This is a genomic window from Pseudomonas sp. XS1P51 (assembly GCF_054897845.1).
Map to the genome: position 1 here is coordinate 5,736,582 of NZ_CM142707.1, position 23,467 is coordinate 5,760,048.

The 23,467-nt window shown below is 59.2% G+C and carries 18 protein-coding genes, 1 tRNA gene and 1 pseudogene; 3 read left to right on the forward strand and 17 right to left on the reverse strand.

Features of this window, described 5'->3' with window-relative positions; translation table 11 throughout:
* Window positions 1-141: 141 nt before the first annotated feature.
* The 11 genes from ACYZUD_RS26565 to ptaA form a co-directional block, all read right to left on the reverse strand.
* Window positions 142-1,965, reverse strand: coding sequence for a S9 family peptidase (locus ACYZUD_RS26565; RefSeq protein WP_462020864.1), 1,824 nt, complete (start codon window positions 1,963-1,965; stop codon window positions 142-144).
* Window positions 1,931-3,085: a pyrroloquinoline quinone biosynthesis protein PqqE gene (pqqE, locus tag ACYZUD_RS26570; protein ID WP_462020865.1), complete on the reverse strand. Its 1,155-nt coding sequence runs from the start codon at window positions 3,083-3,085 to the stop codon at window positions 1,931-1,933. The genes ACYZUD_RS26565 and pqqE overlap by 35 nt, the downstream gene beginning before the upstream one ends.
* A complete protein-coding gene (gene pqqD / locus ACYZUD_RS26575; RefSeq protein WP_462020866.1) occupies window positions 3,078-3,353 on the reverse strand; it encodes a pyrroloquinoline quinone biosynthesis peptide chaperone PqqD in 276 nt (91 codons plus the stop codon). The genes pqqE and pqqD overlap by 8 nt, the downstream gene beginning before the upstream one ends.
* A complete protein-coding gene (gene pqqC, locus ACYZUD_RS26580; protein WP_462020867.1) occupies window positions 3,350-4,102 on the reverse strand; it encodes a pyrroloquinoline-quinone synthase PqqC in 753 nt (250 codons plus the stop codon). Before pqqC ends, pqqD begins: the two co-directional genes overlap by 4 nt.
* 147 nt (window positions 4,103-4,249) lie before the next feature.
* Entirely contained in the window at window positions 4,250-5,161 is a 912-nt protein-coding gene (gene pqqB / locus ACYZUD_RS26585; RefSeq protein WP_462020868.1) for a pyrroloquinoline quinone biosynthesis protein PqqB, read from the reverse strand.
* Between the two features lie 87 nt (window positions 5,162-5,248).
* A complete protein-coding gene (gene pqqA, locus ACYZUD_RS26590; RefSeq protein WP_009045898.1) occupies window positions 5,249-5,323 on the reverse strand; it encodes a pyrroloquinoline quinone precursor peptide PqqA in 75 nt (24 codons plus the stop codon).
* Between the two features lie 155 nt (window positions 5,324-5,478).
* A complete protein-coding gene (gene pqqF / locus ACYZUD_RS26595) occupies window positions 5,479-7,905 on the reverse strand; it encodes a pyrroloquinoline quinone biosynthesis protein PqqF (protein ID WP_462020869.1) in 2,427 nt (808 codons plus the stop codon).
* Between the two features lie 48 nt (window positions 7,906-7,953).
* Window positions 7,954-8,748: a carbon-nitrogen hydrolase family protein gene (locus ACYZUD_RS26600; RefSeq protein WP_462020870.1), complete on the reverse strand. Its 795-nt coding sequence runs from the start codon at window positions 8,746-8,748 to the stop codon at window positions 7,954-7,956.
* A 12-nt stretch (window positions 8,749-8,760) separates the two neighbouring features.
* Window positions 8,761-10,443: a flavin monoamine oxidase family protein gene (locus ACYZUD_RS26605; RefSeq protein ID WP_462020871.1), complete on the reverse strand. Its 1,683-nt coding sequence runs from the start codon at window positions 10,441-10,443 to the stop codon at window positions 8,761-8,763.
* Window positions 10,444-10,665: 222 nt separating this feature from the next.
* Complete coding sequence (locus ACYZUD_RS26610; protein WP_046029956.1) at window positions 10,666-11,127, reverse strand: Lrp/AsnC family transcriptional regulator; 462 nt, start codon at window positions 11,125-11,127, stop codon at window positions 10,666-10,668.
* Window positions 11,128-11,288: 161 nt separating this feature from the next.
* On the reverse strand, window positions 11,289-12,386 hold the full coding sequence (gene ptaA / locus ACYZUD_RS26615; protein ID WP_462020872.1) for a pyoverdine biosynthesis transaminase PtaA: 1,098 nt from the start codon (window positions 12,384-12,386) through the stop codon (window positions 11,289-11,291).
* A 169-nt stretch (window positions 12,387-12,555) separates the two neighbouring features.
* On the opposite strand from ptaA, the gene ACYZUD_RS26620 reads away from it, so the two are divergent.
* The gene (locus ACYZUD_RS26620) at window positions 12,556-13,227 is read left to right on the forward strand and encodes a peptidase M41 (RefSeq protein ID WP_462025121.1); all 672 of its coding nucleotides are present in this window, start codon (window positions 12,556-12,558) and stop codon (window positions 13,225-13,227) included.
* Window positions 13,228-13,288: 61 nt separating this feature from the next.
* Here the strand turns inward: ACYZUD_RS26620 and ACYZUD_RS26625 are convergent.
* A pseudogene (locus ACYZUD_RS26625) lies at window positions 13,289-13,584 on the reverse strand (DUF3077 domain-containing protein).
* A 494-nt stretch (window positions 13,585-14,078) separates the two neighbouring features.
* On the opposite strand from ACYZUD_RS26625, the gene ACYZUD_RS26630 reads away from it, so the two are divergent.
* The gene (locus ACYZUD_RS26630) at window positions 14,079-14,444 is read left to right on the forward strand and encodes a type II toxin-antitoxin system RelE/ParE family toxin (protein WP_462020873.1); all 366 of its coding nucleotides are present in this window, start codon (window positions 14,079-14,081) and stop codon (window positions 14,442-14,444) included.
* The gene (locus ACYZUD_RS26635) at window positions 14,437-14,742 is read left to right on the forward strand and encodes a helix-turn-helix domain-containing protein (RefSeq protein ID WP_462020874.1); all 306 of its coding nucleotides are present in this window, start codon (window positions 14,437-14,439) and stop codon (window positions 14,740-14,742) included. Before ACYZUD_RS26630 ends, ACYZUD_RS26635 begins: the two co-directional genes overlap by 8 nt.
* Before the next feature lie 82 nt (window positions 14,743-14,824).
* Here the strand turns inward: ACYZUD_RS26635 and ACYZUD_RS26640 are convergent.
* The 5 genes from ACYZUD_RS26640 to rpsU form a co-directional block, all read right to left on the reverse strand.
* A tRNA-Ile gene (locus tag ACYZUD_RS26640) sits at window positions 14,825-14,901 on the reverse strand.
* A gap of 15 nt (window positions 14,902-14,916) precedes the next feature.
* Window positions 14,917-18,663: a bifunctional diguanylate cyclase/phosphodiesterase gene (locus ACYZUD_RS26645; protein ID WP_462020875.1), complete on the reverse strand. Its 3,747-nt coding sequence runs from the start codon at window positions 18,661-18,663 to the stop codon at window positions 14,917-14,919.
* 123 nt (window positions 18,664-18,786) lie between these two features.
* Complete coding sequence (gene rpoD / locus ACYZUD_RS26650; protein WP_462020876.1) at window positions 18,787-20,637, reverse strand: RNA polymerase sigma factor RpoD; 1,851 nt, start codon at window positions 20,635-20,637, stop codon at window positions 18,787-18,789.
* A gap of 67 nt (window positions 20,638-20,704) precedes the next feature.
* The gene (gene dnaG, locus ACYZUD_RS26655; RefSeq protein WP_462020877.1) at window positions 20,705-22,672 is read right to left on the reverse strand and encodes a DNA primase; all 1,968 of its coding nucleotides are present in this window, start codon (window positions 22,670-22,672) and stop codon (window positions 20,705-20,707) included.
* Window positions 22,673-23,154: 482 nt separating this feature from the next.
* Complete coding sequence (gene rpsU / locus ACYZUD_RS26660) at window positions 23,155-23,370, reverse strand: 30S ribosomal protein S21 (protein WP_002551877.1); 216 nt, start codon at window positions 23,368-23,370, stop codon at window positions 23,155-23,157.
* Window positions 23,371-23,467 lie beyond the last annotated feature (97 nt).

The window sequence follows — 23,467 nt, forward strand, 5'->3', positions numbered from 1 at the left end:
GTTTGGCCGCGTCGGGTAGATCGCTTTCGCGAGCAGGCTCGCTCCCACATTTGACCGAGCGCTCTCAGAGAAACTCGATTGAATGTGGGAGCGAGCCTGCTCGCGAATGAGGCGCCGCAACTTTTGATCCGAGCGCAAACTTCAGTCCGCGAGTTCCATCACCCTTCGATAAAACAACCACTCCTGCTCCAGCGCATGGGCTTGATTGCCGGCCTTTCGAAAGCCGTGACGTTCGTCCGCGTAATAATGCGCTTCAACCAGAATGCCGTTTTTCTGCAGCGCCTCGACCATGTCGCGAGTTTGTTGCGGCACCACCACGGCATCCAGTTCGCCCTGAAAGAAAATCACCGGAACACTGATATTGCTCGCATGCAGCAGCGGCGTCCGCGCGGCGTAGCGCTCAGCATCCTGTAGCGGATCACCGATCAGCCAATCCAGATAATCACCTTCGAACTTGTGGGTCGCACGACCCAACGCTACAGGGTCGCTGACGCCATACAGGCTGGCGCCGGCGCGGAAGACGTTGTGGAAGGCTAACGCGCAAAGGGTGGTGTAGCCGCCGGCACTGCCACCGCGAATAAACGCCTTGTCGCCGTCGATCAATCCGCGTTCGGCGAGATGAGCGACGACCGCGCAGGCATCCTCCACATCCACTTCCCCCCAGCTCAAATGCAATGCCTGGCGATAATCCCGGCCATAGCCGCTGCTGCCGCGGTAGTTGAGGTCGGCCACGGCAAAACCGCGTTGCGCCCAGTACTGGATACGTGGGTCGAGCATCGGGTAGCAGGCCGAAGTCGGGCCGCCGTGGATGAACACCACCAGCGGCGGTTTCGCGTCCCCGGTCATCGCCGGATAAAAGAAACCATGGGCCTCTCCCGAACCGCTGGGGTAGCGCAGGGTTTGTGGGACGCTGATCTGTTCGGCAGGCAGCGGCGCCACACCACCGGCCAGCACCTTGACCTGCCGGGTGTTGCGGTCGATGGCAATCACCGCCGGAGGACTGACCGGCGATGCGGCGATGCAGTAAATGAACTGCTCATCCAGTGCGAGATGACGGAAACGGCTGTAGCCGCCGGTGAAGTCTTCACTGGCGCCACCGCCAAGACCCAAGCGGCCAAAGCCGCCTTCGGTCCAGCTTGCCAGGTAAGTGTCTTCGTTCAGGGGTAACCAGGTGCATCCGCCCAACTGCCACGGCGCCGGTCCATGGTCGGCGGCGGTACTTGGCAGAGGGCGCAGGCCGTCTGCCGATTCCACCCATGGCTGCCAATAACCACCACGATCTGTCAGGCAAAGCAGACGATCGCCGTCATCGAACCGAGGTTGTTGCAACGACTCCTGAACGTCATTACCGGCCACGCAACGCGCCTGGCCATAACTGCCATTGCCCTGGCGTTCGGCAACCATCAGGCGGGTGGCTGTCCATGGCTGATCTGGCCGGCTCCATTCGATCCAGGCCAGGCGACGGGCATCCGGGCTCAGTGTCGGCGCCGCGTAAAAGTCCGCCCCCTCGGCCAGCAGATGGCGCGCGCCATCAACCAGATCAATCGCCACAAGACGATGTCGATCACGGTTCTCTTCAACCGCCAAAACCTGCCCATTGGCGTACTGCAGATCGCCGTAACGGCACTCACTTGAAGTCAGCACCTCGGGCTCGCCAGTGAGCGGCTGCCGATACAGCTGTTGGTCCGCTTCGTTGACGAAAACAATCCCGTCATCCGTCAGACAGAACGCGCCACCGCCATATTCGTACACCCGACTACGCACACTGAAACCCGCTGGCGTCAGACAATGGGCCTGGCCGTCGCGCCAATGCCAGATCCGGCAGGCGGCATCCTCGGGGCGGTACTCGTTCCAGAACAAGCCATGCCGGCCGACCTGCAGTTCGGCGAAGTCGACACCGGCAGCGACGGCTTTGGCGGCGCTGAAGGGTTCAGCTTTTAGCGATGAGGCGTGAATTTCGTTCATTGCGAAAGGCCAGTTGTTCGATGGTCTGGGTCGCGTGTTCGGCTTCTTCGCGGGCCTTGAGAATCACGCCGTGATGTTCCGACTTACTGCACACCGGGTCGGCATTGCTCGCGTCACCCGTGAGCATGAACGCCTGGCAACGGCAGCCGCCGAAGTCTTTTTCTTTCTCGTCGCAGGAGCGGCACGGCTCGGGCATCCAGTCGTAACCGCGAAAGCGGTTGAAGCCGAACGAGTCGTACCAGATGTGTTGCATGCTGTGGTCGCGTACGTTGGGAAACTGCACCGGCATCTGTCGGGCACCGTGACAGGGGAGCGCGGTACCGTCCGGCGTGACCGTCAGAAAAATACTGCCCCAGCCATTCATGCAGGCTTTCGGGCGTTCTTCGTAATAGTCCGGCGTGACGAAAATCAGCTTGCACGGATGCCCTTCGGCTTCCAGTTTGGCGCGGTACTCGTTGGTGATGCGTTCGGCGCGAACCAGTTGTTCCTTGGTCGGCAACAGACCGACCCGATTGAGCTGTGCCCAACCGTAAAACTGGCAGGTGGCGAGCTCGACGAAGTCTGCTTCAAGGGCGATGCACAGTTCGATGATCCGGTCGATCTTGTCGATGTTGTGCCGATGGGTCACGAAGTTCAGCACCATCGGATAGCCGTGGGCCTTCACCGCACGGGCCATTTCCAGCTTCTGCGCGAAGGCCTTTTTCGAGCCGGCCAGCAAGTTGTTCACCTGCTCGTCGCTGGCCTGAAAGCTGATCTGGATATGGTCGAGGCCGGCCTTCTTGAAGTCGCTGATTTTCTGCTCGGTCAGGCCGATGCCCGAGGTGATCAGGTTGGTGTAGAAGCCCAGTTTGCGCGCCTCAAAAATCAGCTCGGCAAGGTCCTGGCGCACCAGCGGTTCACCGCCGGAAAAACCCAACTGCGCCGCGCCCATCTCCCGCGCTTCGCGGAACACCTTGATCCACTGTTCGGTGCTCAGCTCTTTGCCTTGTTCGGCGAAATCCAGTGGATTGGAGCAGTACGGGCATTGCAGCGGGCAACGATAGGTCAACTCGGCCAGCAGCCAAAGCGGCAGGCCGATTTCAGGTTTGGGCGGTAACTTGTCTGACGCGGAATCAGGCAAGTTCGATCCAGTGCTGAGCACGGGCGACCTCCATGAATTGCTCGATATCGTCACCGAGCTCGGGCACGCCGGGGAACTGCGCGTCCAGTTCGGCAATGATCGCCTTAACGTCGCGTTCGCCGTCGATCAAACCGCCGATCAGCGCGGCGCTTTCGTTGAGTTTGATCATGCCTTCCGGGTAGAGCAACACATGGCCTTTCTGCGCCGGTTCGTACTGGAAGCGGTAGCCGGGACGCCAGGTGGGGGTCTTGCTGCGATCGAAACTCATAAGGTGATTCCTTTATGCCAGACCCGTTGTTCGGTCACGCTGTGATACGGCGGGCGATTCAGTTCGTAGGCCATGCTCATGGCATCGAGCATGCTCCAAAGAATGTCCAGTTTGAACTGGAGAATTTCCAGCATGCGCTCCTGGCCTTCCCGCGTCGTGTAGTGCTGCAAGGTGATCGCCAGACCATGCTCGACATCCCGTCGCGCCTGGCCCAGGCGTGTGCGGAAATATTCGTAGCCGGTCGGGTCGATCCACGGGTAATGCTGCGGCCAACTGTCCAGACGCGACTGGTGGATCTGCGGTGCGAACAGTTCGGTCAGCGAGCTGCTGGCGGCTTCCTGCCAACGGGCTCGACGGGCGAAGTTGACGTAGGCATCTACGGCAAAACGTACGCCGGGAAGCACCAGTTCCTGGGAACGCAGCTGATCCGGGTCGAGGCCGACGGCCTGGCCCAGGCGTAACCAGGCTTCGATGCCGCCGTCTTCGCCGGGGGCGCCGTCATGGTCCAGCAAACGCTGAATCCATTCGCGCCGGATCTCGCGGTCCGGGCAGTTGGCGAGGATCGCGGCGTCCTTGAGCGGGATGTTCACCTGATAGTAGAAGCGGTTGGCGACCCAGCCCTGGATCTGCTCGCGGGTTGCCCGGCCTTCATACATCGCCACGTGATAGGGGTGGTAGATGTGGTAGTAAGCGCCTTTGGCGCGCAGGGCGGCTTCGAATTCGGCGGGGGACATTGGGGTGTCAGTCATTTCGGTTCTCCGGGAACAACCGTAGATGTGTAGTGCTTGTACCGGCCTCATCGCGAGCAGGCTCGCTCCCACATTGGATTGGGTTATCACGCAGAACCCTGTGGGAGCGAGCCTGCTCGCGATAGACCGCGCAGCGGTCTCGGCTTCTTACAACACGATACTCATGCCGTCATAAGCCACTTCAACATTGCGCCGAGCCAGCTCCGCACGCTCCGGCGACTCCTCATCGAGAATCGGGTTGGTGTTGTTGATGTGGATTAGCACCTTGCGCTGTTTGGGCAGTTGCTCCAGCACTTCGAGCATGCCGCCGGGGCCGTTCTGCGCCAGGTGGCCCATTTCCCGGCCGGTGCGAGTGCCGACGCCACGGCGCTGCATTTCGTCGTCGTCCCACATCGTGCCGTCCACCAGCAGGCAGTCGCTGCCGGCCATGATTTCCAGCAGCGGCGCATCGACCTTACCCAGGCCCGGCGCGTAGAACAGTTTGCCGCCGGTGTTCAGGTCTTCGACGATCAGCCCGATGTTGTCGCCCGGGTGCGGGTCGAAGCGGTGCGGCGAATAGGGGGGCGCAGCGCTGCGCAGCGGCAGCGGAGTGAAGCGCAAACTCGGGCAGGCCGGGATGGTGAAGCTGCGCTCGAGATCGATACGGTTCCAGATCAGCCCGCCGTTCCAGTGGGTCAGCATGGTGAACAGCGGGAAACCGGTGCTCAGGTCTTCGTGGACCATGTCGGTGCACCAGACCTGATGCGGGCAACCTTCGCGCAGGCTGAGCAAGCCGGTGGTGTGGTCGATTTGGCTGTCCATCAGGATGATCGCGCTGATACCGGTATCGCGCAGGGCGCGGCCCGGTTGCATCGGGGTAAAGCTCTGGAGCTGGGCGCGGATGTCCGGCGAGGCGTTGCACAGCACCCAGTTCACGCCGTCATCGGATACCGCGATGGACGACTGGGTCCGCGCCTTGGCCCGCAGGCTGCCGTTGCGAAAGCCTGCGCAGTTCACGCAGTTGCAGTTCCACTGGGGGAAACCGCCGCCGGCGGCGGAACCTAGAATCTGGACAAACATGGGCGCTCCATCATTTCAACGCTGAAAATAAAAACGCCCCGGTAAACCGAGGCGTTGCACATCGCTTTCTATCTACAACGGCAGACCTTAGCGGCTTGCGAAGTACATGGTGACTTCAAAGCCGATACGCAGGTCGGTGTAAGCAGGTTTGGACCAGGACATGGGAGCGCTCCTTCAGGTGATGGGACGGTTGAGATCTATACATATAGTCCACCTCCAGCCGGAGATGTTCAGATAGTTAGGTGGCTATGTTACTCAAAATTACAGAGTGGTTGCCCGGCATTCTCGGAAAAAGCTAATTGCAGTATCGGCAATGATCATTTTGCCACTTGCCAAGGTGCCCCCGGACAAGCATCGCTGGCCAGGCAACGCCAGCCACCTTCCGCCCGATTCAGGCGTTGCACCGCGGCGACAAGCACCTCGCGATCAATCATCAGAATCGCCTGGGGCAGTTGCACCAGATAATCCGACGACCGGCCAGCCAGTTTGCCCTGCCAGAGCAGTTCGGTGGCCTGGACATTGAGCAGTGCGGTGCTGTCGAACTGATCGGCCAGGGCCTGGCGCTGGGCGATGAAGTTTGGCTCATCGATGTCATCGATCAGGCTTGGCAATCCGCTCAGGAACGTCTCGATGTGTTCCAGCAGGACCAGAGGCGCGACGCTCGGCGACTGCACGCCGAACAGCAGCCCGGTCTGGCCATGAATCTGGCGCAGGGCACTGAACACGGCGTAACCCAGTTGCAACTCCACCCGCAGGCGCTGGTAGAACGGCGTCTGGCACACGTGTGCGAGCAGGCGCCAGGCGGCTTCGTCGGCGATGTCCTGTGTTGCGGTCGGGCAGAAAAGCAGCAGCGCATGTTCGCTGGAGTCGGTGTCGACGGTGCTCCAGAGATGTTGCGAGCGGATCGATGGAGGCGGCGTCAGTTGAGGGTCCGCAGTGCCGGGCACACGACTCAAGCCGAGGCCCATCGCCGCTTGTGTCCGGGTGGACAGGCCCACTGCCAGACCATCCCAGCGTGCACTCGACCTGAGTGGCTGCAAGTCGTCCGAGTCGGCGGTGCGCTCCAGGCAGCGTTCGGGCAGGGCCTTGAGCAGCTGTCGAATCGGAATCAGTGGGGCGCTTGTCGGTTCTGCTTGTGAGAAACCGACATCAGGATTTGTCAGCTCTTTCAGCGCATGTTCGAGGACGGTCGGCATCGGCTCCTGCAGTCCGGTCATTTTCAGCAGCCATTCGTTTCCTGATGCGCTGAAGGAAAAGTCGACACCCGCCTGACGGGCATCTTCACGCAGGGGTTGCAGGCGGTTTTCCAGACTCTGCTGAAGGCGGGTATGAGGTTTGGACTCGAGACGCCAGCGCAGATAAATCGCACCTTCATCGGTGTTATCCGGTAATGCCTGACTGAACTGCATCGGGGAATTTTCGCGACGGTTGCGCGAACGGTCCTGGGCAAACGTTCGCAGGCCGCGGTGTTTGCTGGTTTGCCCGCGAATCAGTCCGGCACTTTGCGGGGGCGCCTCGGCGCGCAAGAACGGATTGGGTGCCGGCAGTTGCCATTTGCCGCTGAAGTTATCCACAGCACCGAGTTGCTTCAGCATGTGTTTAAGCGCCAAAACGCCTTGTTCAGATAACTCGGTTTCAAGCTGCTCGCTGTCCCGTCGGGCCAGTTCCAAGGCGCCGCTGACTTGCTGCTGACGCTGAAGCAGGGCGGCGTACTCGTCGCGCAGGTCGGTCCAATCCTGATGCGAGGCAAAAAAGCCCAGCCAATCCAATAGCCTTTCGCGGATCGGGGCTCCTGGTTGAGCACCGGTGAATTCGATGTGCAGCAAGGCTTGCCCGGCGAACTGATACAGCGGCGCGGCTTTCAGGCTGTCCGCCATCCCGGTCTCCCGCAACACGGCCAGCAGACCACCGGGTTTTGCGGCATTCAGCCAGTGACACAGAAACGCCAGTGCATCGGGCGATGAGTCAGGCAACGCTTCGAAGGCAAACAACAAGTTTAGCCGACGCTCGCCAGCCTGTTGATAACTCGTTTCCAAAGCATCCATCAGCGGCACAGGTGCTTGTTGCGGGATTTTTCCGCCTGCGGGAATAGCCGCGCCAAAGCTCTGCGCCAACACTTTCAACTCTTCGAGACTCTGCGGACCGGTCAGGCTCAATGTCATCTGCCCAGTCTGATAAAACCGCTGATAAAAACCCTTCAAGGCTTGCTGGAACTCAGTCTGCGGCAGCGGCAGGCTGTAGCGGTTTCCGGCATGAAACGCCCGTAGGGGATGTGCCGCAGAAAGCCCATCGAACAGCGCAAATTGCTGCTGGGCCGTTGCATCACGGGACCAGGCAACGAATTCCGCATGCAGCACTTCCCGTTCCCGCCGCTGATCCTCCAGATTCATACACGGATGAGCGAGCATGTCTGACAGACGCTCTAGCCCACCAGCAAAAGCCTGAAGCGGCAATTCGAAAAAGAAATCCGTGGTGCGCTCACTGGTCCGCGCATTCACCTGCCCGCCGTGACTCTGGACGTAGGCCATGAGCCCGTGTCCCGCAGGAAAACGCTCGGTACCGAGAAACAGCAGATGCTCAAGAAAATGCGCCAGCCCGGGCCATGTCAGCGGTACATCATGACTGCCCGCAGCGACCCGCAACGCAGCCGCACAGCGCTTCAAATTCGGGGCATGACGCAGCGTCACCCGCAGGCCGTTGGCCAGGGTTTCAGTGTGGGGGCGAGGGTGATTCAGCGCAGGCATGAGCACTTCCAGAACAGAGAAGCGCTAATGCTAGCGGATAACGATGGATCAGCGCTTGTTCAGCTCGCCGTAAAGCTCCGGGCGGCGATCGAGGAAGTAGCGATTGGCGGCGCGGGAATCGACCATCAACTGGCGATCCAGCTCACCGACAATCAGCGCTTCATCGAGGCCAGCCTGGGCGATGCGGCTGCCATCCGGCGCGGCGATGCTGCTCTGGCCGCAATACTGGATGTCGCCTTCGTGCCCGCAGTAGTTGGCGTAAGCCACATAACACTGGTTTTCGAAGGCCCGGGCTCGGACGGTGACGTCGGCGATGAAGTCGTAGGGCATCATGTTCGCCGTCGGCACCAGGATCAGTTCGGCGCCGGCCAGGGCCAGGCGCCGCGCATTTTCCGGGAACTCCATGTCGTAGCAGATCAGGAAACCGAGTTTCCAGCCATTGAGCTCCACGAGCGGAAAATCATCCCCGCCGGCGCTGAACATCGAGTGATCGAGGTCGCCGAACAGGTGAGTCTTGCGGTAGTTGCACAACCGCTCGCCATTGGCATCGATCAACTGCACAGCGTTGTAGATCTGCCCGTCTTCGGTGCGCTCGGGGTAGCCATACAAAATGGCGATCCCTGTCGTTTTGGCAATGCGCGCAATTTGCTGTGCCGATTCACCGTTGTACACCTCCGCCAGCACGCTGACCGCATCGAGGCCAATGTTGTAGCCGGTCAGGAACATCTCCGGCAGCACCAACAGGTCGGCGCCCTTGGCCTCCAGCGCGAGTTGATGCAGACGTTGCAGATTGCCAGCAACGTCCAGGGGCAGCGGTGGGCATTGGTAAAGGGCTACGCGCATTTCGGATTCCTCTTACTCGGGCAGGGCGATCGGACCGATCTCGTTGAACACATCACCTGGACCCGGGTTCTCGGCGTGAGTTTCACCGCCGAAGTGTTTCATGATGCCCCACACCGCGTTGAGCGAGGTCTGCACCGCGCCTTCGACCCACGCCGGCGTCCACGAAACGTCGTCGCCAGCGATGAAGATCCCGCGCTGCTCGGCGGGCATGTCGTCTTGCATGAAGTGCGCGTACATGCGCTGGTTGTAGCGGTAGTGGCCGGGCAGGGCGCCTTTGAAAGCACCGAGAAAATGCGGGTCGGCTTCCCAGGACACGGTGATCGGGTCGCCAATGATTCGCGCGGCAATGTCGACTTTCGGGTAGATCTTTTTCAACGCATCCAGCGCCAGTTTCACGCGCTTTTCCACCGGGTGCGGGAGCATTTTCAGTGCGTCGCTCATCCACGAGTACGACAGGCAAATCACCCCGGGTTTGTCGTCGCCGTTATCAAACAGATACGTGCCACGGGTCAGGCGATCGGTAAGGGTCATGCTCATCACGTCGCGGCCGGTTTCCGGATCCTTGTCCTTCCAGAACGGGCGGTCGACCATCACGAAGGTTTTCGACGATTGCATGTAGCGGGTGCGGTCCAGGGCCATCCACATCTTTTGCGAGAACAGGGTTTCATCGCATTCGATCTGGGTGGTCAGCAGCCAGCTCTGGCAGGTGGTCAGCACCGCTGCGTATTCACGGGTATCGCCGTAGTTGTCGGTGACCGTAAAACGGCCGTTCGGTGCGTGGGCGATTTTTTTCACGCCGGATCGCGGCGCGCCACTGTGCAGCGAACTGAGACTGGTGCCTTGCGGCCAGTGCACGCAACGTTCCGGGACATGGCGCCAGATGCCGAGTGGCACTTGTTCCACACCGCCGACCACCAAATGCTGGTGATCGTCGCAGTTGGTCATCACCACGCGGAAGATTTCCAGCATCGAGTTGGGGAAGTCAGAGTCCCAGCCGCCGGTACCGAAACCGACCTGACCGAACACTTCACGGTGATGGAACGAGAGCTTGGCGAAGGCTTTTGAGGTGGCGACGAAGTCGTAGAACGTGCGGTCGTCCCACAGCGGAACCAGGGTGTTCCACAACTCTTTGAGACGCGGTACGTCACGGTCGCGGATCGCTTGCTGGATATCGGAGAACTGCGAGCCGGCTTCCAGTGCATCCGCCCACGCGTCAGCCACTTCCTGGAACAGTGCAGGAAGATCCGCCAGTTTTTGTGCGTAATGGGTTTTGCCTTCCAGATCGATGACAGTGCTGCCGGAAGCAGGGGTCAGCGGGTTCGGGAAAGGTTTGGTTTCGAGGCCGAGCTTGTCTACGTAGTGATAAAACGCGGTGGAGGACACCGGGAAACGCATCCCGCCGAGTTCCGCGATGATGCCTTCGGCGCCATTGAACGCCTGGGAGCGCAGACGGCCGCCCATCTTCGAGGCTTCGTAGACGACGGGCTTGAGGCCCAGCTTCATCAGCTCGTAAGCCGCCACGAGGCCGGCGATGCCTGCACCGACAATCGCCACTTCGGCGCCGTGGTTATGTGCAGGAATGCTGCCCAGACCGGCCGGGTGTTCGATCCAGTCGTCGAAGGCGAAAGGAAAGTCCGGGCCGAAAATGGTGACTGGTTTTTTACCGTCTGCAGGATGGCGATTGTTCTTGTTCATGGCTGACCTTGCTGGCGACCGGACGCGGGATGCGCGTCTGAGTATAGGAAAAGATGGCAGCCATTCTAGAGAGCGTAGAACACGTTAATAAGACGCAATGTGTCGTCGTTTTGATAATCGATCGAACAATATGACGACATGCTGATGCACACTGTTCAATGTGGGAGCGAGCCTGCTCGCGATAGCGTCAGCTCAGACACCCGTGCAACCAAGGCTGGAAACTCAAACCGGCTGCCCCCGATCAATCTTGCTACTCAAAATGATCGACGTCGTCGTCTTCTCCACCCCATCCACACTGCCGATCTGATCCAGCAACTGATCCAACTGTTCCGGCGAGTCAGTGCGCAGCCACGCCACATAATCAAATTCGCCACTCACTGCACACAGTTGCTGGACCTGAGCCATCGCACTGAGGCGTCGCAACACTTCCTTGCCGGACCGCGGCTGTACCGTAATCCCGACATACGCCTGCAAACCGCCATCCACCACACGTTGACCCAAACGCACCCCGTAACCGGTGATCACTTTGGCCTTTTCCAGCCGCGCCAACCGTGACGTAACCGTGGTGCGGGCGATGCCCAGTTGCCGGGCGAGCATGGCCACGCTTTCGCGGGCATTGATTTGCAGGGCCGCGATCAATTGGCGGTCGATTTCGTCAAGAACGGGCGGGCGGATGTCGGGCAAGGGGCGTCTCCAGCGGTGCAGATCAATGGGGCAACATGTTACAGGGACATCCTGCACAGTGGATGCTTGATCCAAGCCTCAGTACCCGTTCATGCAGATATGAAAAAGCCACGCAGTTGCGCGGCTTTTTTTGTTCGAGCGGATTGCGCTCCGATCCGGCTTCAGCCTTGGCTCACCTGGGCAAACACCTCGCAAAATCGCTTCATCTCGGCATCCGTCCCCACGCTGACCCGAACCCAGGTCGGCCAGTTTTGCCACACGCGTCCAACCCGGACACCGCTATCCGCGAGAGCCTTAACGACATCTTCTGCCGGGCGCCTCACGTCGATCATGAAGCAGTTGGCCTGCGACCGGGTGCAGCGCAAGCCGCGTGCTTCCAGCCAGGCGATGGTCTCGTCACGCAACCGGGCGTTGGTTTGCTTTCTCTGCGGCAGCAATTCGCTGTCTTCAAGGCTGGCAATCCCGCCCAGCAGCGTCGGGATGGCTGGCACGTTGTAACCGCCAAACACTTCCAGTTGCTCAAGCAATGTCGGGTGGCCTACCGCAATGCCCAGACGTGCGCCGGCCATGCCATAGATCTTGGAAAAGGTGCGCAATACCAGCAGGTCCGGATGATCCTTGACCAGCGGAATGCAGGTTGGCGCATCCGAAAAATCGATGTAGGCCTCATCCACCAGCAGGATCGAACCCTTGGGCTTGTCGGCCAGCGCCCGTTCGATATCACGGCGCGGGGTGACGGTGCCTGTAGGATTATTCGGATTGCACACATAGATCAGTCCGGCATGCGCGTCGGCCGCAAGCATTCCGCGAATATCGTGGGCATGGTCGGCGTTTAGCGGTACTTCATGCACCGGGACTTTTCGCCCGCGCGCGGCTTCAGCGGGGTCTTCATAAGAGGGGGCGGCCATCACCAGGCTACCGTTTTGTGTGAAGGCGTGCACCGCGTGTTGCAACACCGCTTTGGAGCCGCAGTAACTCTGCACGTAGTCTTCCGGCACGCCTTGCTGGCGAGCGAACAGCGCATTGAGTTTGTATTGGGTTTTGTAGGGGTAGCGCCCGCACCGGGCGATCCCTTGCTGCATCGCTTGCCTGGCGGATTGCGCCGGCCCCCACGGACTTTCGTTGAAGTTGATCAGCACTTCGTCGGACGGAACCGGTGCAGTGACGGTCGGGCTTTGCGCACGGACCCACGGGGTGTGCGCCAGAAACGGCAGCGCGGCAGCAAAACCCATGATCGAGCGGCGAGTGACATCAACCATAAAAATTCCCTTTATCGAATCATCAGATGCGCCACGGCTTTGGTTTGCCTGACACTGATGTAACGAAACGGTTAATGGCTGATTTAGGCGAGGGGGCGTCGGTCGACAGGATGGACACCACCAGTCAGTCATAGTCGAATGCGAAATAGAGGGATGCGAGGCGATGAAAATGACGAGCAAGATGCCCCCCGCTATACGGGATCATGCGTTGCAGATTGCCAGTCACGAAATGGGGCACTACGTCATGGCCCGGGCCTTGGGGTTTGCAACGGGCGGCGTGACCCTGACAGTCTCCATGGACTTGAGGCATCACGGGGGGGCTTCCATTACCTTGGCGCGGTCAATTTCGTCGATAGAAGCCATGAAGGAGCATTTGGAGGCCCGGATGATGGTCCTCTTGGCTGGCGTAATGGCGCAGACGTTACCTTCAAAACATTCGCCCAAAAAACGCGTCGATAAGTCGAAAGCGTCAGCCATCCTGAAAGGAGAACTGGGGGCGGAACAGGACTACGCAAAGATAAGAGAACTACGACACTTGCTGCGCAATATCGCCTACCCCGATACGGATCCAGCGTCGTCTGACCGCATAACGGCTGAGCTGAAAGTGATTACTGATCGCGTGTGGTTGCGGGCTCAAAAAATCGTCGAGGATCTGGCTGATGCAATCACCGAATTGGCATGGGTGCTGGTAGACGGCATGGTTATCGTGGAGCAGTGGGGTAGGGCGGCGGATACGTATGAGGTCGTTTTTACGTGTGAGATGCTTGAGCGGTTGCGGCCAGTGCAGGCCATTCCAGCGTTACGTGTTGATTCTCAAGCCGAGGGCGATCTGCGCGTATGAGTTTCGAAAGCCCCGACAGCTCGGGGCTCATCCCGCGGCTTGATTCGCCACTACTTTCGGACTAAGTCGCCGTCCGAGCCGGCTCTCGCGTCAGCACCTTTATCACATCATCAATCACCGCCTTACTCATGGTTGTCAGATAGTGCGCGACCCAAGCGTGGCGGTTGGTTTCCTTGGCGTAGGCAGCATCTTCCGTCAGCTCCTTGGCAAGGAACAGAAAATCAGACGCCATTGCTAATGCATCGCCGAGCGGAACGCCGCGGCTGACGTGGAATAGCGGTTGGTTTGAGCAGTAGATGAAGGGGGGAAGCCGATGGTTTTCAGTTCTGACGGTTCGGGCGAATTAGTTTTTGTCATGGTTTTACTCCACGGTTCAAGGAGCCGCCACATTCGTTTCCAAGCGAATGGGTGGCAGCTATGCGCAGGTTGGAAAACCGGGAACCATGGAACCGGCACGCCCGAAGACGTCCCACGCACAGCCGCCATTACTCAAGATCGCAGTCGTAAAAAACTTCTGCAGTCGTAGCTGGAGCGCTGTTGCGTTACGGTTCGACGGGTTTCCAAGCCCGATCGCTGAATGGTCAGCGACGTCCGGAGAGTATCCCGTCGAAGAAAAGCGCAACAAGGCATCAAAGTGCCCAAACGCGAGATTCGGAGTTTGCCTACAAGGTCTGCGGGCGTCATCCGATATTGCGACACCTTAAGTAAACACAACTAAACGCCACACGCCGAACACCCGGATCCCACCAGAAACCACCGTTAACAATTTCATTAGCAACCAAGGTGGTCGCACAGCCGCTGAAGCCTAGAGTTATTCCCTTGAGATCATATTCCTTGGGTGGCATATTGGTATGGGTTGGGAGATTGAATACACCGATGAATTTGGAGGCTGGTGGGAAGGGCTGGATGCAAAGGAGCAAGCCTCGGTGTCAGCCAGCGTCGATCTGCTGGGATTGTTCGGGCCGGGTCTGCGTTACCCGCATAGCAGCGACATTAAAGGCTCACGACTGGGCAATCTCCGAGAGTTGCGGGTTCAGCATGCGGGTCGGCCTTATCGTGTGCTCTATGCGTTTGATCCTCGCCGATGCGCATTACTGTTAATCGGAGGGGACAAAACCGGTCAAAACCGTTGGTATGACGAGCATGTCCCACTGGCGGAAAAATTGTATGACGACCATTTGGAAACATTGCGTAAAGAGGGCCGCAACGATGGCTAAAAAATTTGCTGAACTTCAAGCTCGCATGACGCCGGAGTCTCGCGCTAACGCAGAGCGGTTGTACCGGCAGCACCTGAAAGAAATGCCACTGCATGAACTTCGCAAGGCCCAAGAGCTGAGCCAGGAAACGCTGGCCAAGACGTTGCACGTCAACCAGGCAGCGATCTCCAGAATGGAGCGGCGTACAGACATGTACATCAGCACCTTGCGAAACTACATCCGCGCCATGGGCGGCGAACTGGAAATTATTGCGACCTTTCCTGAAGGTCAGGTCAGGATCGAGAATTTTGCCAACTGAGTGATGTTCGGCAAGGTATTACTCGCGATTGAGTTATTTCACCAGACACGAAAAAGCCGCGCATTTGCGCGGCTTTCTTGTTTGGTGGGCCCACACGGACTTGAACCGTGGACCAAAGGATTATGAGTCCTCTGCTCTAACCAACTGAGCTATAGGCCCTCAGTAGGCCGCGGATTATAGCGACGGTTTCTCGGCTGTGCTATCCGAAAAATCCAATACGGCTGTACGAAGAAACGTCGCGGCGAATTCGTCCGGTGGCAGAGGCAGGCTGACGATGTAACCCTGAATCTGCTCACAACCTTCCGCAGTGAGGAATTGCTGCTGTGCCAGGGTCTCGACGCCTTCGGCAATCACGGTGAATTGCATGCTGCGACCCAAGGCGATGATGGCGCGAACGATGGCTGCATCATGGGGGTCATCCGGCAGGCCGCGGACGAAAGACTGATCGATCTTGAGGATGTCCAGCGGCAGACGTTTGAGATAGCTCAGGGATGAATAGCCGGTGCCGAAGTCGTCGATCGCCAGTTGCACGCCCAGGTGTTTGAGCTGATGCAGCACCGCCAGCGCCTCCTCTGCCTGGCTCATGATGAAGTTTTCGGTGATCTCCAGTTGCAGCAATCCTGGCAGAAGCCCGTTGTCCTTGAGCAGTTGTTCGATGCGGCCGAGCAGGTTCGGCTGGCGCAGTTGCGCGCCAGCGAGGTTGACCGACAGTGAACCGAGGCCTTCGTAGACCTGACCCCATTCGTACATCTGCCGGCAGGCGGTTTCGAGGACCCAATCGCCGATTTGCAGGATCATGCCGTTTTCTTCGGCCAAAGGAATGAAGTGCTCCGGCGGCACTGCGCCAAAGGTCGGATGATTCCAGCGGATCAGCGCTTCTGCGCCGACCAGGCGATGGTCGTCCAGGCTGATTTTTGGTTGGTAATACAGGCACAGCTCATTGCGCTCGATGGCGCGTCGCAGCTCGTGCTCCAGTGCCACTCGTTCGCTGGCCTGAGCGGTCAGATCGCGGGTATAGCTTTCGACCCGGTTGCGGCCCTTGGCCTTGGAGCGGTACATCGCCGCGTCGGCGTTTTTGACCAGTGTGGCGACGTCACAGCCGTCCTTGGGATAGAGGCTGGTGCCAATGCTGGCGCTGATGAAAAACTCGTGTTCGCCTGCCTGGAACGGTGCGGCGAAGCAATTGAGCAGCTTGGTGGCAATGTGGTCGGCATCGCTGGGCTGTTGCAGGCCGGGGAGCAGGATGATGAATTCGTCGCCACCCAGGCGCGCCACGGTGTCGATGTCGCGCAACTGGTCTTTGAGACGCACGGCGATGCCCTTGAGCAGCAGGTCGCCGACCGGGTGACCCAGGCTGTCGTTGATATGTTTGAAACGGTCCAGATCGAGGAACAGCACCGCGCCCTGGCCACCGTTTTCCTGCTGGTTGTCGAGCGCTGTCAGCAGTCGGCTCTCGAACAGCGTACGGTTTGGCAGACCGGTCAGCGGGTCGTGGTGCGCCTGGTAGTCGAGTTTGGCCTGTGCGTGCTTGAGGCTGGAAATATCTGCAAACACTGCCACAAAGTGGGTGATGAACTTATCGCGGTTGCGCACCGCGCTGATGGTCAGCCAGCTCGGGTAAAGCTCGCCATTCTTGCGCCGGTTGGAAATCTCGCCTTGCCAATGACCCTCGGCCGTCAGTTGATGCCACATGGCCGCATAGAACGCGCTGTCGTGCAGGCCCGAGGCGAGCAGGCGCGGGGTGTGGCCCAGCGCTTCGCTCTCGCTGTAACCGGTGATTTCGGTAAACGCGCGATTGACCGCGCTGATGTGCTGTTGAGTGTCGGTGATCAACACGCCCTCGGCGGTGCTCTCGAACACGGTAGCGGCCTGTTGTAGTTTTTCCTGCATCAGATGCCGCTCGGTGATGTCCCGGGCGATGGTCAGCATGCAATCCTCATCGCCGATCGGCAGTGGTCTGCTGGACACCTCGCAGAGGCGGATCTGCCCGTCGCTGCGGCGAATATGGCAACTGAAGTCACGGACGAAACCATCCCGGTGCAGCAGGTCGAGCATTTGTTTGCGTTCGTTGAGATTGACCCAGATTCCGAGCTCCAGGGCCGAGCGATCCACGGACATCGCGCTGTTGAAGCCGGTGATACGGCTAAAGCCCTCGTTGACCTCCAGCAACAAGCCGTCGCTTTGCCGGGACAGTAGCAAGCCGTCGGGGGAGGCATGGAAGGCCTTGGCAAATTTCTCTTCGGACGTCTGAAGCTGTTGCTGGGTTTCCTTGAGCTGACTGATGTCCCGCACAACCACCACCAGTGCGGGGGTCGTATCGAGGTCGAACGGTTCAGCAGAGATCAGGCCGGTAAACACCTGGCCGTTGTTGCGGCGAAAGGGCATCTCCAGGTTACGAATGCTGCCGGCTTGCAACCTTTGCAACAAACCTGGTCCCACGCCGGGGATGCCCCAGATGTTCAGGTCGGTGGCGGTCTGGCCGATGACATCTTCAGCCTTGAGGCCAATCTGTTCTTCGAAGGCTTCGTTGACCTCCAGCAAACAGCCGTCGGAGAGCCGTGCGATGACCAGTATGTCCGGGCATTGCTGGAACACCGAGGCAAACTTCTGTTCCGACAGGCGCAGCGCCTCTTCGGTGCGCTTGGCTTCGCTGATGTCGATCATCAACCCGCGCATCACCGGTTCATGGCCGTGTTCGATCAGGCTGACGATATCGCGCACCCACAGGCAGCGCCCGTCGGCGGTGATCACCCGGTAATCGAGGCTGTGATCGCGTCCGGCCAGGACTTCGTGGTCGCAGAAGGTCTGGGCGCGGGTCAGGTCGGCGGGGTGGATGATGTTGCGCCAGAAGCCCGGAATCAGCCAATGGGACAAGGGATAACCGAGCAATTCCTCGGCGTGGGGCGACACATAGCTGTAGGTAAAATCGGTGATCCGCGCTTCCCAGGCAATGGCCGAAAGGCTCTCCACCAGTCCGCGGTAATGGTATTCGCTACTGCGCAGTTCCTGTTCCAGATCGACGCGGCGGGCGATTTCCGAACTCAGTCGGCGGTTGATCCGGATCACCACCGCCAGCACGGTGATCAGCAACAGCAGGCCCGGCAGGCCGTACACCAACAGATCGGACCAGAAAGTTCGATGATCAAGGACGTTGCCGACCCAATGCTCCTGAATGGCACTGATTTCAGCCGGGGTCATGTCTGCCAGGACTTTGTCCAGGATGCCAACCAGCACCTTGTTGTCCCGGGGTACACCCATGGCCAGTTGATAGCGATAGGGCGTTTCACCGCTGACATAGAGCCCGTCGAGCTTGAGCTGGCGCAGGCTCCAGACGCTGGAGGCGAGATCGCCGACCACCGCGTCCACTTCATCGGTGGCCAGCGCCTGCAAGGCTGAACTGACGTTGGGCATTGCCACCAGATTCAGGTCGGGATGGTGGGTGCGCAGCAGTTCATGGGGCGCGTAGTTTTCCACCACGGCGATTTTCAAGCCGTACAGGTCTTCAAGTTTGCGCGGCTGGGGACCGCCGACATGAGCAAGAATGACAATCGGAAAGTCCAGGTAGGGACGGGTAAACGACAGGTAATTCTGACGTTCCGGGGTCGACATGATGCCCGGCAACAGGTCCAGCTTGGCTTGTTTGGCCTGCTCCAGAACGACAGTCCAACTGACAGGCTCAATGGGTGTGAGCTTGATGGCCAGGCGCTGACGAATCAGGTCGATATAGTCTGCCGCAAGGCCCTGATAGCGGCCCTGGTCGTCGCGAAACTCGAAGGGTGGCCAGGACGCATCGACACCCAGGCGCAAGTCCGGGTGAGCCGCCAGCCAGCTACGTTCTTCGTCGGTCAGAGTCAGCGCGCCAGCCGTTGCGGTCCAGGTCATCAGCGACAGCAAAAAAAGCACGGTCGGCAGTCTGGGCATAACGGTCTCGTTATGGCTCGGGGGAATGTTTCGAGTGTAGACGGGCAATACGGCGGGAGTGAAGCGCGGGGCATTTAATCTGTATAAAGCAAAACCCCCCGGCCTGAGCCGGGGGTTTTGTGATCACTCGTCGAGGAAGGAGCGCAGATGCTCGCTTCTCGTCGGGTGGCGCAGCTTGCGCAGCGCCTTGGCTTCGATCTGACGAATCCGTTCACGGGTCACGTCGAACTGCTTACCAACCTCCTCGAGGGTGTGGTCGGTATTCATGTCGATACCGAAGCGCATGCGCAGAACCTTGGCTTCACGGGCAGTGAGGCCGGACAGAACTTCGCGTGTCGCTTCTTTAAGGCTCTCAACGGTAGCAACATCGATTGGCGACTGCATGGTCGAGTCTTCGATGAAGTCACCCAGATGGGAGTCTTCGTCATCACCGATCGGGGTTTCCATGGAGATCGGCTCTTTAGCGATCTTCAATACCTTGCGGATCTTGTCCTCAGGCATTTCCATGCGTTCGCCCAGCTCTTCCGGGGTCGGTTCGCGACCCATTTCCTGCAGCATCTGGCGGGAAATACGGTTGAGCTTGTTGATCGTCTCGATCATGTGCACCGGAATACGGATGGTGCGGGCCTGGTCGGCGATCGAGCGAGTGATCGCCTGACGGATCCACCAGGTGGCATAAGTCGAGAATTTGTAGCCGCGGCGGTATTCGAACTTGTCTACCGCTTTCATCAAACCGATGTTGCCTTCCTGGATCAGATCGAGGAATTGCAGGCCACGGTTGGTGTACTTCTTGGCGATGGAGATCACCAGACGCAAGTTCGCTTCGACCATCTCTTTCTTCGCGCGGCGGGCCTTGGCCTCACCGATCGACATGCGACGGTTGATGTCCTTGATCTCGGCGATCGTCAAACCGGTTTCGGTTTCCAGCGCGGTCAGCTTCTGCTGGCAACGAATGATGTCCGGTTGCAGGCGACCAATGGCTTCAGCGTATTTGCTTTTGCCTTTGGCCAGTGCATCGGTCCAGCTTTCGTCGACTTCGTTGCCCGGGAACTGGCGCAGGAAGTCGGCACGCGGCATGCGGGCATCACGAACGCAAAGTTGCATGATCGCGCGCTCTTGCTGACGCAGACGATCCAGGGCACTGCGAACACGCTCGACCAGGCCTTCGAATTGCTTCGGAACCAGTTTGATCGGCATGAACAGCTCAGCCAGCAGCACCAGCTCGGCAATTGCCAGCTTGTTGCCACGACCGTGCTTTTTCAGCGCCTTGCGGGTGATTTCCATCTGGTCGGAGACAGCGCCAAAACGCTGTGCAGCGATGACCGGATCAGGACCGCTTTCGGCTTCTTCTTCGTCATCAGTCGTTGCTTCGGCGTCATCGTCGTCGGTGTCGTCGTCCGCTTTCACGGCTTTCGGATCGACAGGCGGTGGCACTTCGGCTGCAGGCGGCGCAATGCCGTCGTCCGGGTCGATATAACCGCTCAGGACGTCGGACAGGCGGCCACCTTCGGTGGTGACGCGAGTGTACTCGGAGAGAATATGGTCAACCGTGCCAGGGAAGTGCGCGATTGCGCCCATCACTTCGCGGATGCCCTCTTCAATACGTTTGGCGATTTCGATTTCGCCTTCACGTGTGAGGAGCTCTACCGTACCCATTTCACGCATGTACATGCGCACTGGGTCGGTGGTGCGACCAATGTCGGTCTCGACCGCTGCCAACGCTGCTGCTGCCTCTTCGGCCGCGGCTTCGTCGGTATCGGCGTCGGCCAGCATAAGGGAATCCTTATCTGGCGCAACCTCGAATACGTTGATCCCCATGTCATTGATCATGCGGATGATGTCTTCCACCTGTTCCGGATCTGAAATATCCTCCGGCAGGTGGTCGTTGACCTCCGCGTAAGTCAGGTAGCCCTGCTCACGACCAAGTGTGATCAACTCTTTGATACGAGACTGCTGTTGCGCTTTTCCGGACATAACACCCTATCCACTGAAGGTCTTGGCGGGCAAAAAACAAGCCGAGGATTATACCTGAGCTATGACCTCACGCGCCAGTTGAGGTCGGGTTTGATGCGGAAACATTGCGACTTAAAAGGTCGCGCAGTTGATTTTTCTCTTCGGCACTCAATTCGCTTTGCCGCGCTTTTCTGAGAAGTTGTTCCAGGTTTCGCTCGCGTTGGCGGGCGGACAAACTAGTAATGGTGTCGAAAAACTGTTGTTCAAGGTTATCTCCGTCAATCAGCCATTCCTTTTCCGCCAGCGCCTTGAGCAAACGTCCCTGCTCCGTACCGTGCCAGCGTGCAATCAACTGAAATGAGTTTAGCTTGGGATTCTTCTGTACGGCTTCGAGCAGTGCCACCAGCAATTGCGTATTAGTGTGGTCCTCGGCAGCGAAGTGCCCGGCATCCTCGACTTTTTCGGCCAATTGCGGGTGATGAAGCAGTGTGCGCAAGGCAGCCAGGGTCGGTGGTTCTACAGCGGCCGGCACCCGTGGTGCACGGGGTTGGTCACGATCACCACCGCGTTTGCCATTCTTGTCCCACGGTTTCTTGTCCCATTTCTTGCCGCCGGCGCCGGGTTTCTTCGGCGTCCATTCCTGCTGCGGCACGTACATCTCTTGTGCCTGCGGCTGATGGTAGTCGCTGTAATCCGGCATGGCGTCGTAATCGATGCCCGGATCGTAGGCTGGCGGCGCTTCCTGGGGAGCGCTTTGCACCAGTTGGCTCACGGCTTCACCGCTAAGCCCGGTAATTTCGGTCAGGCGCTGGCGCATCAGGATGCGCAGGTTGGCGCCCGGGACCTTGTCGATCAGCGGCGCGGCGAGGGTGGCCATGTGGGCCTTGCCTTCGAGCGAGCGCGGGTCCGATTCCTCGGTCAGTTGCTGAAAGAAATAATCTGCCAGCGGCTGTGCGTGCTGGTTGATTCGTGCGCGGAAGGCGTCTGTGCCTTCGGAGCGGACCAGCGTATCCGGGTCCTCGCCCTCAGGCAGGAACAGGAAGCGCGCCCGACGCCCGTCTTGCAGGCAGGGCAGAGTGGCTTCCAGCGCTCGCCACGCGGCGTTACGGCCAGCCTGGTCACCGTCGAAGCAGAACAGCACGTTGGGGACAACGCGAAACAGCCGCTTCAAGTGCTCTTCGCTGGTGGCGGTGCCTAGCGTGGCGACGGCATTGCGCAGCCCTTGTTGGGCGAGGGCGATGACGTCCATGTAGCCTTCGACGACGATGATTTCGTCGAGATTGCGGTTGTTCTTGCGCGCTTCATAAAGGCCGTAGAGTTCCTGGCCCTTATGGAATACCGGGGTTTCCGGTGAGTTCAGGTATTTCGGTTTGTCATCGCCCAATACCCGGCCGCCGAAAGCGATGATGCGCCCACGGCTGTCACGGATCGGGAACATCACGCGATCGCGAAAGCGGTCGTAGCGTTTTCCGGTTTCGGCGTTCTCGATCAGCAGGCCGGCATCGACCATAGCCTTTTGTTGCAGGGTGTCGCTGCTCAGGTGCTTGAACAGATTGTCCCAGCCGGGCGGGGCGAAACCGAGGCCGAAGTCCCGGGCGATTTCACCGGTTAGTCCGCGACCTTTCAAGTAATCCACAGCGGCTTTGCGCGATGGATGGCTTTTCAGTGCCTGGCGGTAAAAGTCGGCGGCGGCGGTGAGCAACGGGTACAACGGCGAATCGGTTGGCTGTCGCGGTTTGTGCGGCCGGCCGCTTTCTTCGCGAGGGATTTCCATGCCGGCGGCTTTGGCCAGTTCTTCGACAGCCTGGATGAAGTCCAGGTTGTCGTGGTCCATCATGAAGCCGAGGGCATTCCCGCCAGCGCCGCAGCCGAAGCAGTAATAGAACTGCTTGTCGGGACTGACGCTGAACGAGGGGGTTTTCTCTTTGTGAAACGGGCAGCAGGCGGTGTAGTTCTTGCCGGCCTTTTTCAGTTGCAGGCGCGAGCTGACCACATCGACGATGTCGGTGCGGTTCAGAAGGTCGTCAATGAAGCTCTGGGGAATTAGCCCGGCCATGGCGTTCTCGTCATCTGCGCTGAAATGGACCCGAAACGAAGGGCGGGCGAACGCGGGTCGTTGTTTGAGGCGCGCAAAATGTGCGGCTCGACCGGTGTCGTCTGCGTAATCGCTGTCGGGAAGTGTATCTGCCGATAATCCACTGACGTTAATAACAATCAGTATTCGACTATTTGAAAGTGTTTCGCTGAATCCGCTGCGGCCTGTCGATGGCCTCGGATAGCTCAATAAGCGGGCACGCAAGGAGGCGCCTTGGGCTGATCGTCGTGAGAGGAATCAGTGGGTGTGCTCGTCAGTAGCCTTGGAAGGCTCGTCAGAAAAGACGTGCACCGCTGGCAAAAGAGCCAGGTCTGACGCTGTGAAGCAGGTTTGTCTCGGTCGCGTCTGCGGCTTTGACGGTGAAGCATCAAGCGTTGTCCGCAAATGCCATTAGCCCGGCTGAGGGCCGGGCTTGGCAGAAGCTTGCTACGAACGTCTGTGTATTAGTACAGACGAACGGCGCGGCGCTGTTCGCGCTGAACTTTCTTGGCGTGACGTTTAACAGCGGCTGCTGCTTTACGCTTACGCTCAGAAGTTGGCTTCTCGTAAAATTCGCGGCTACGAACTTCAGCCAGTACACCGGCTTTTTCGCAGGAGCGCTTGAAACGACGCAGAGCTACGTCGAAGGGTTCGTTCTCTTTTACTTTGACGGCTGGCATCCAGAGCTACCTTCATTCATTACCGGGGTCAACATCCTCGCGGCAAAAGAGCACTTGAAGACGTCGGTTTTTAAGGGTTGCGGATGTTAACCCCTCA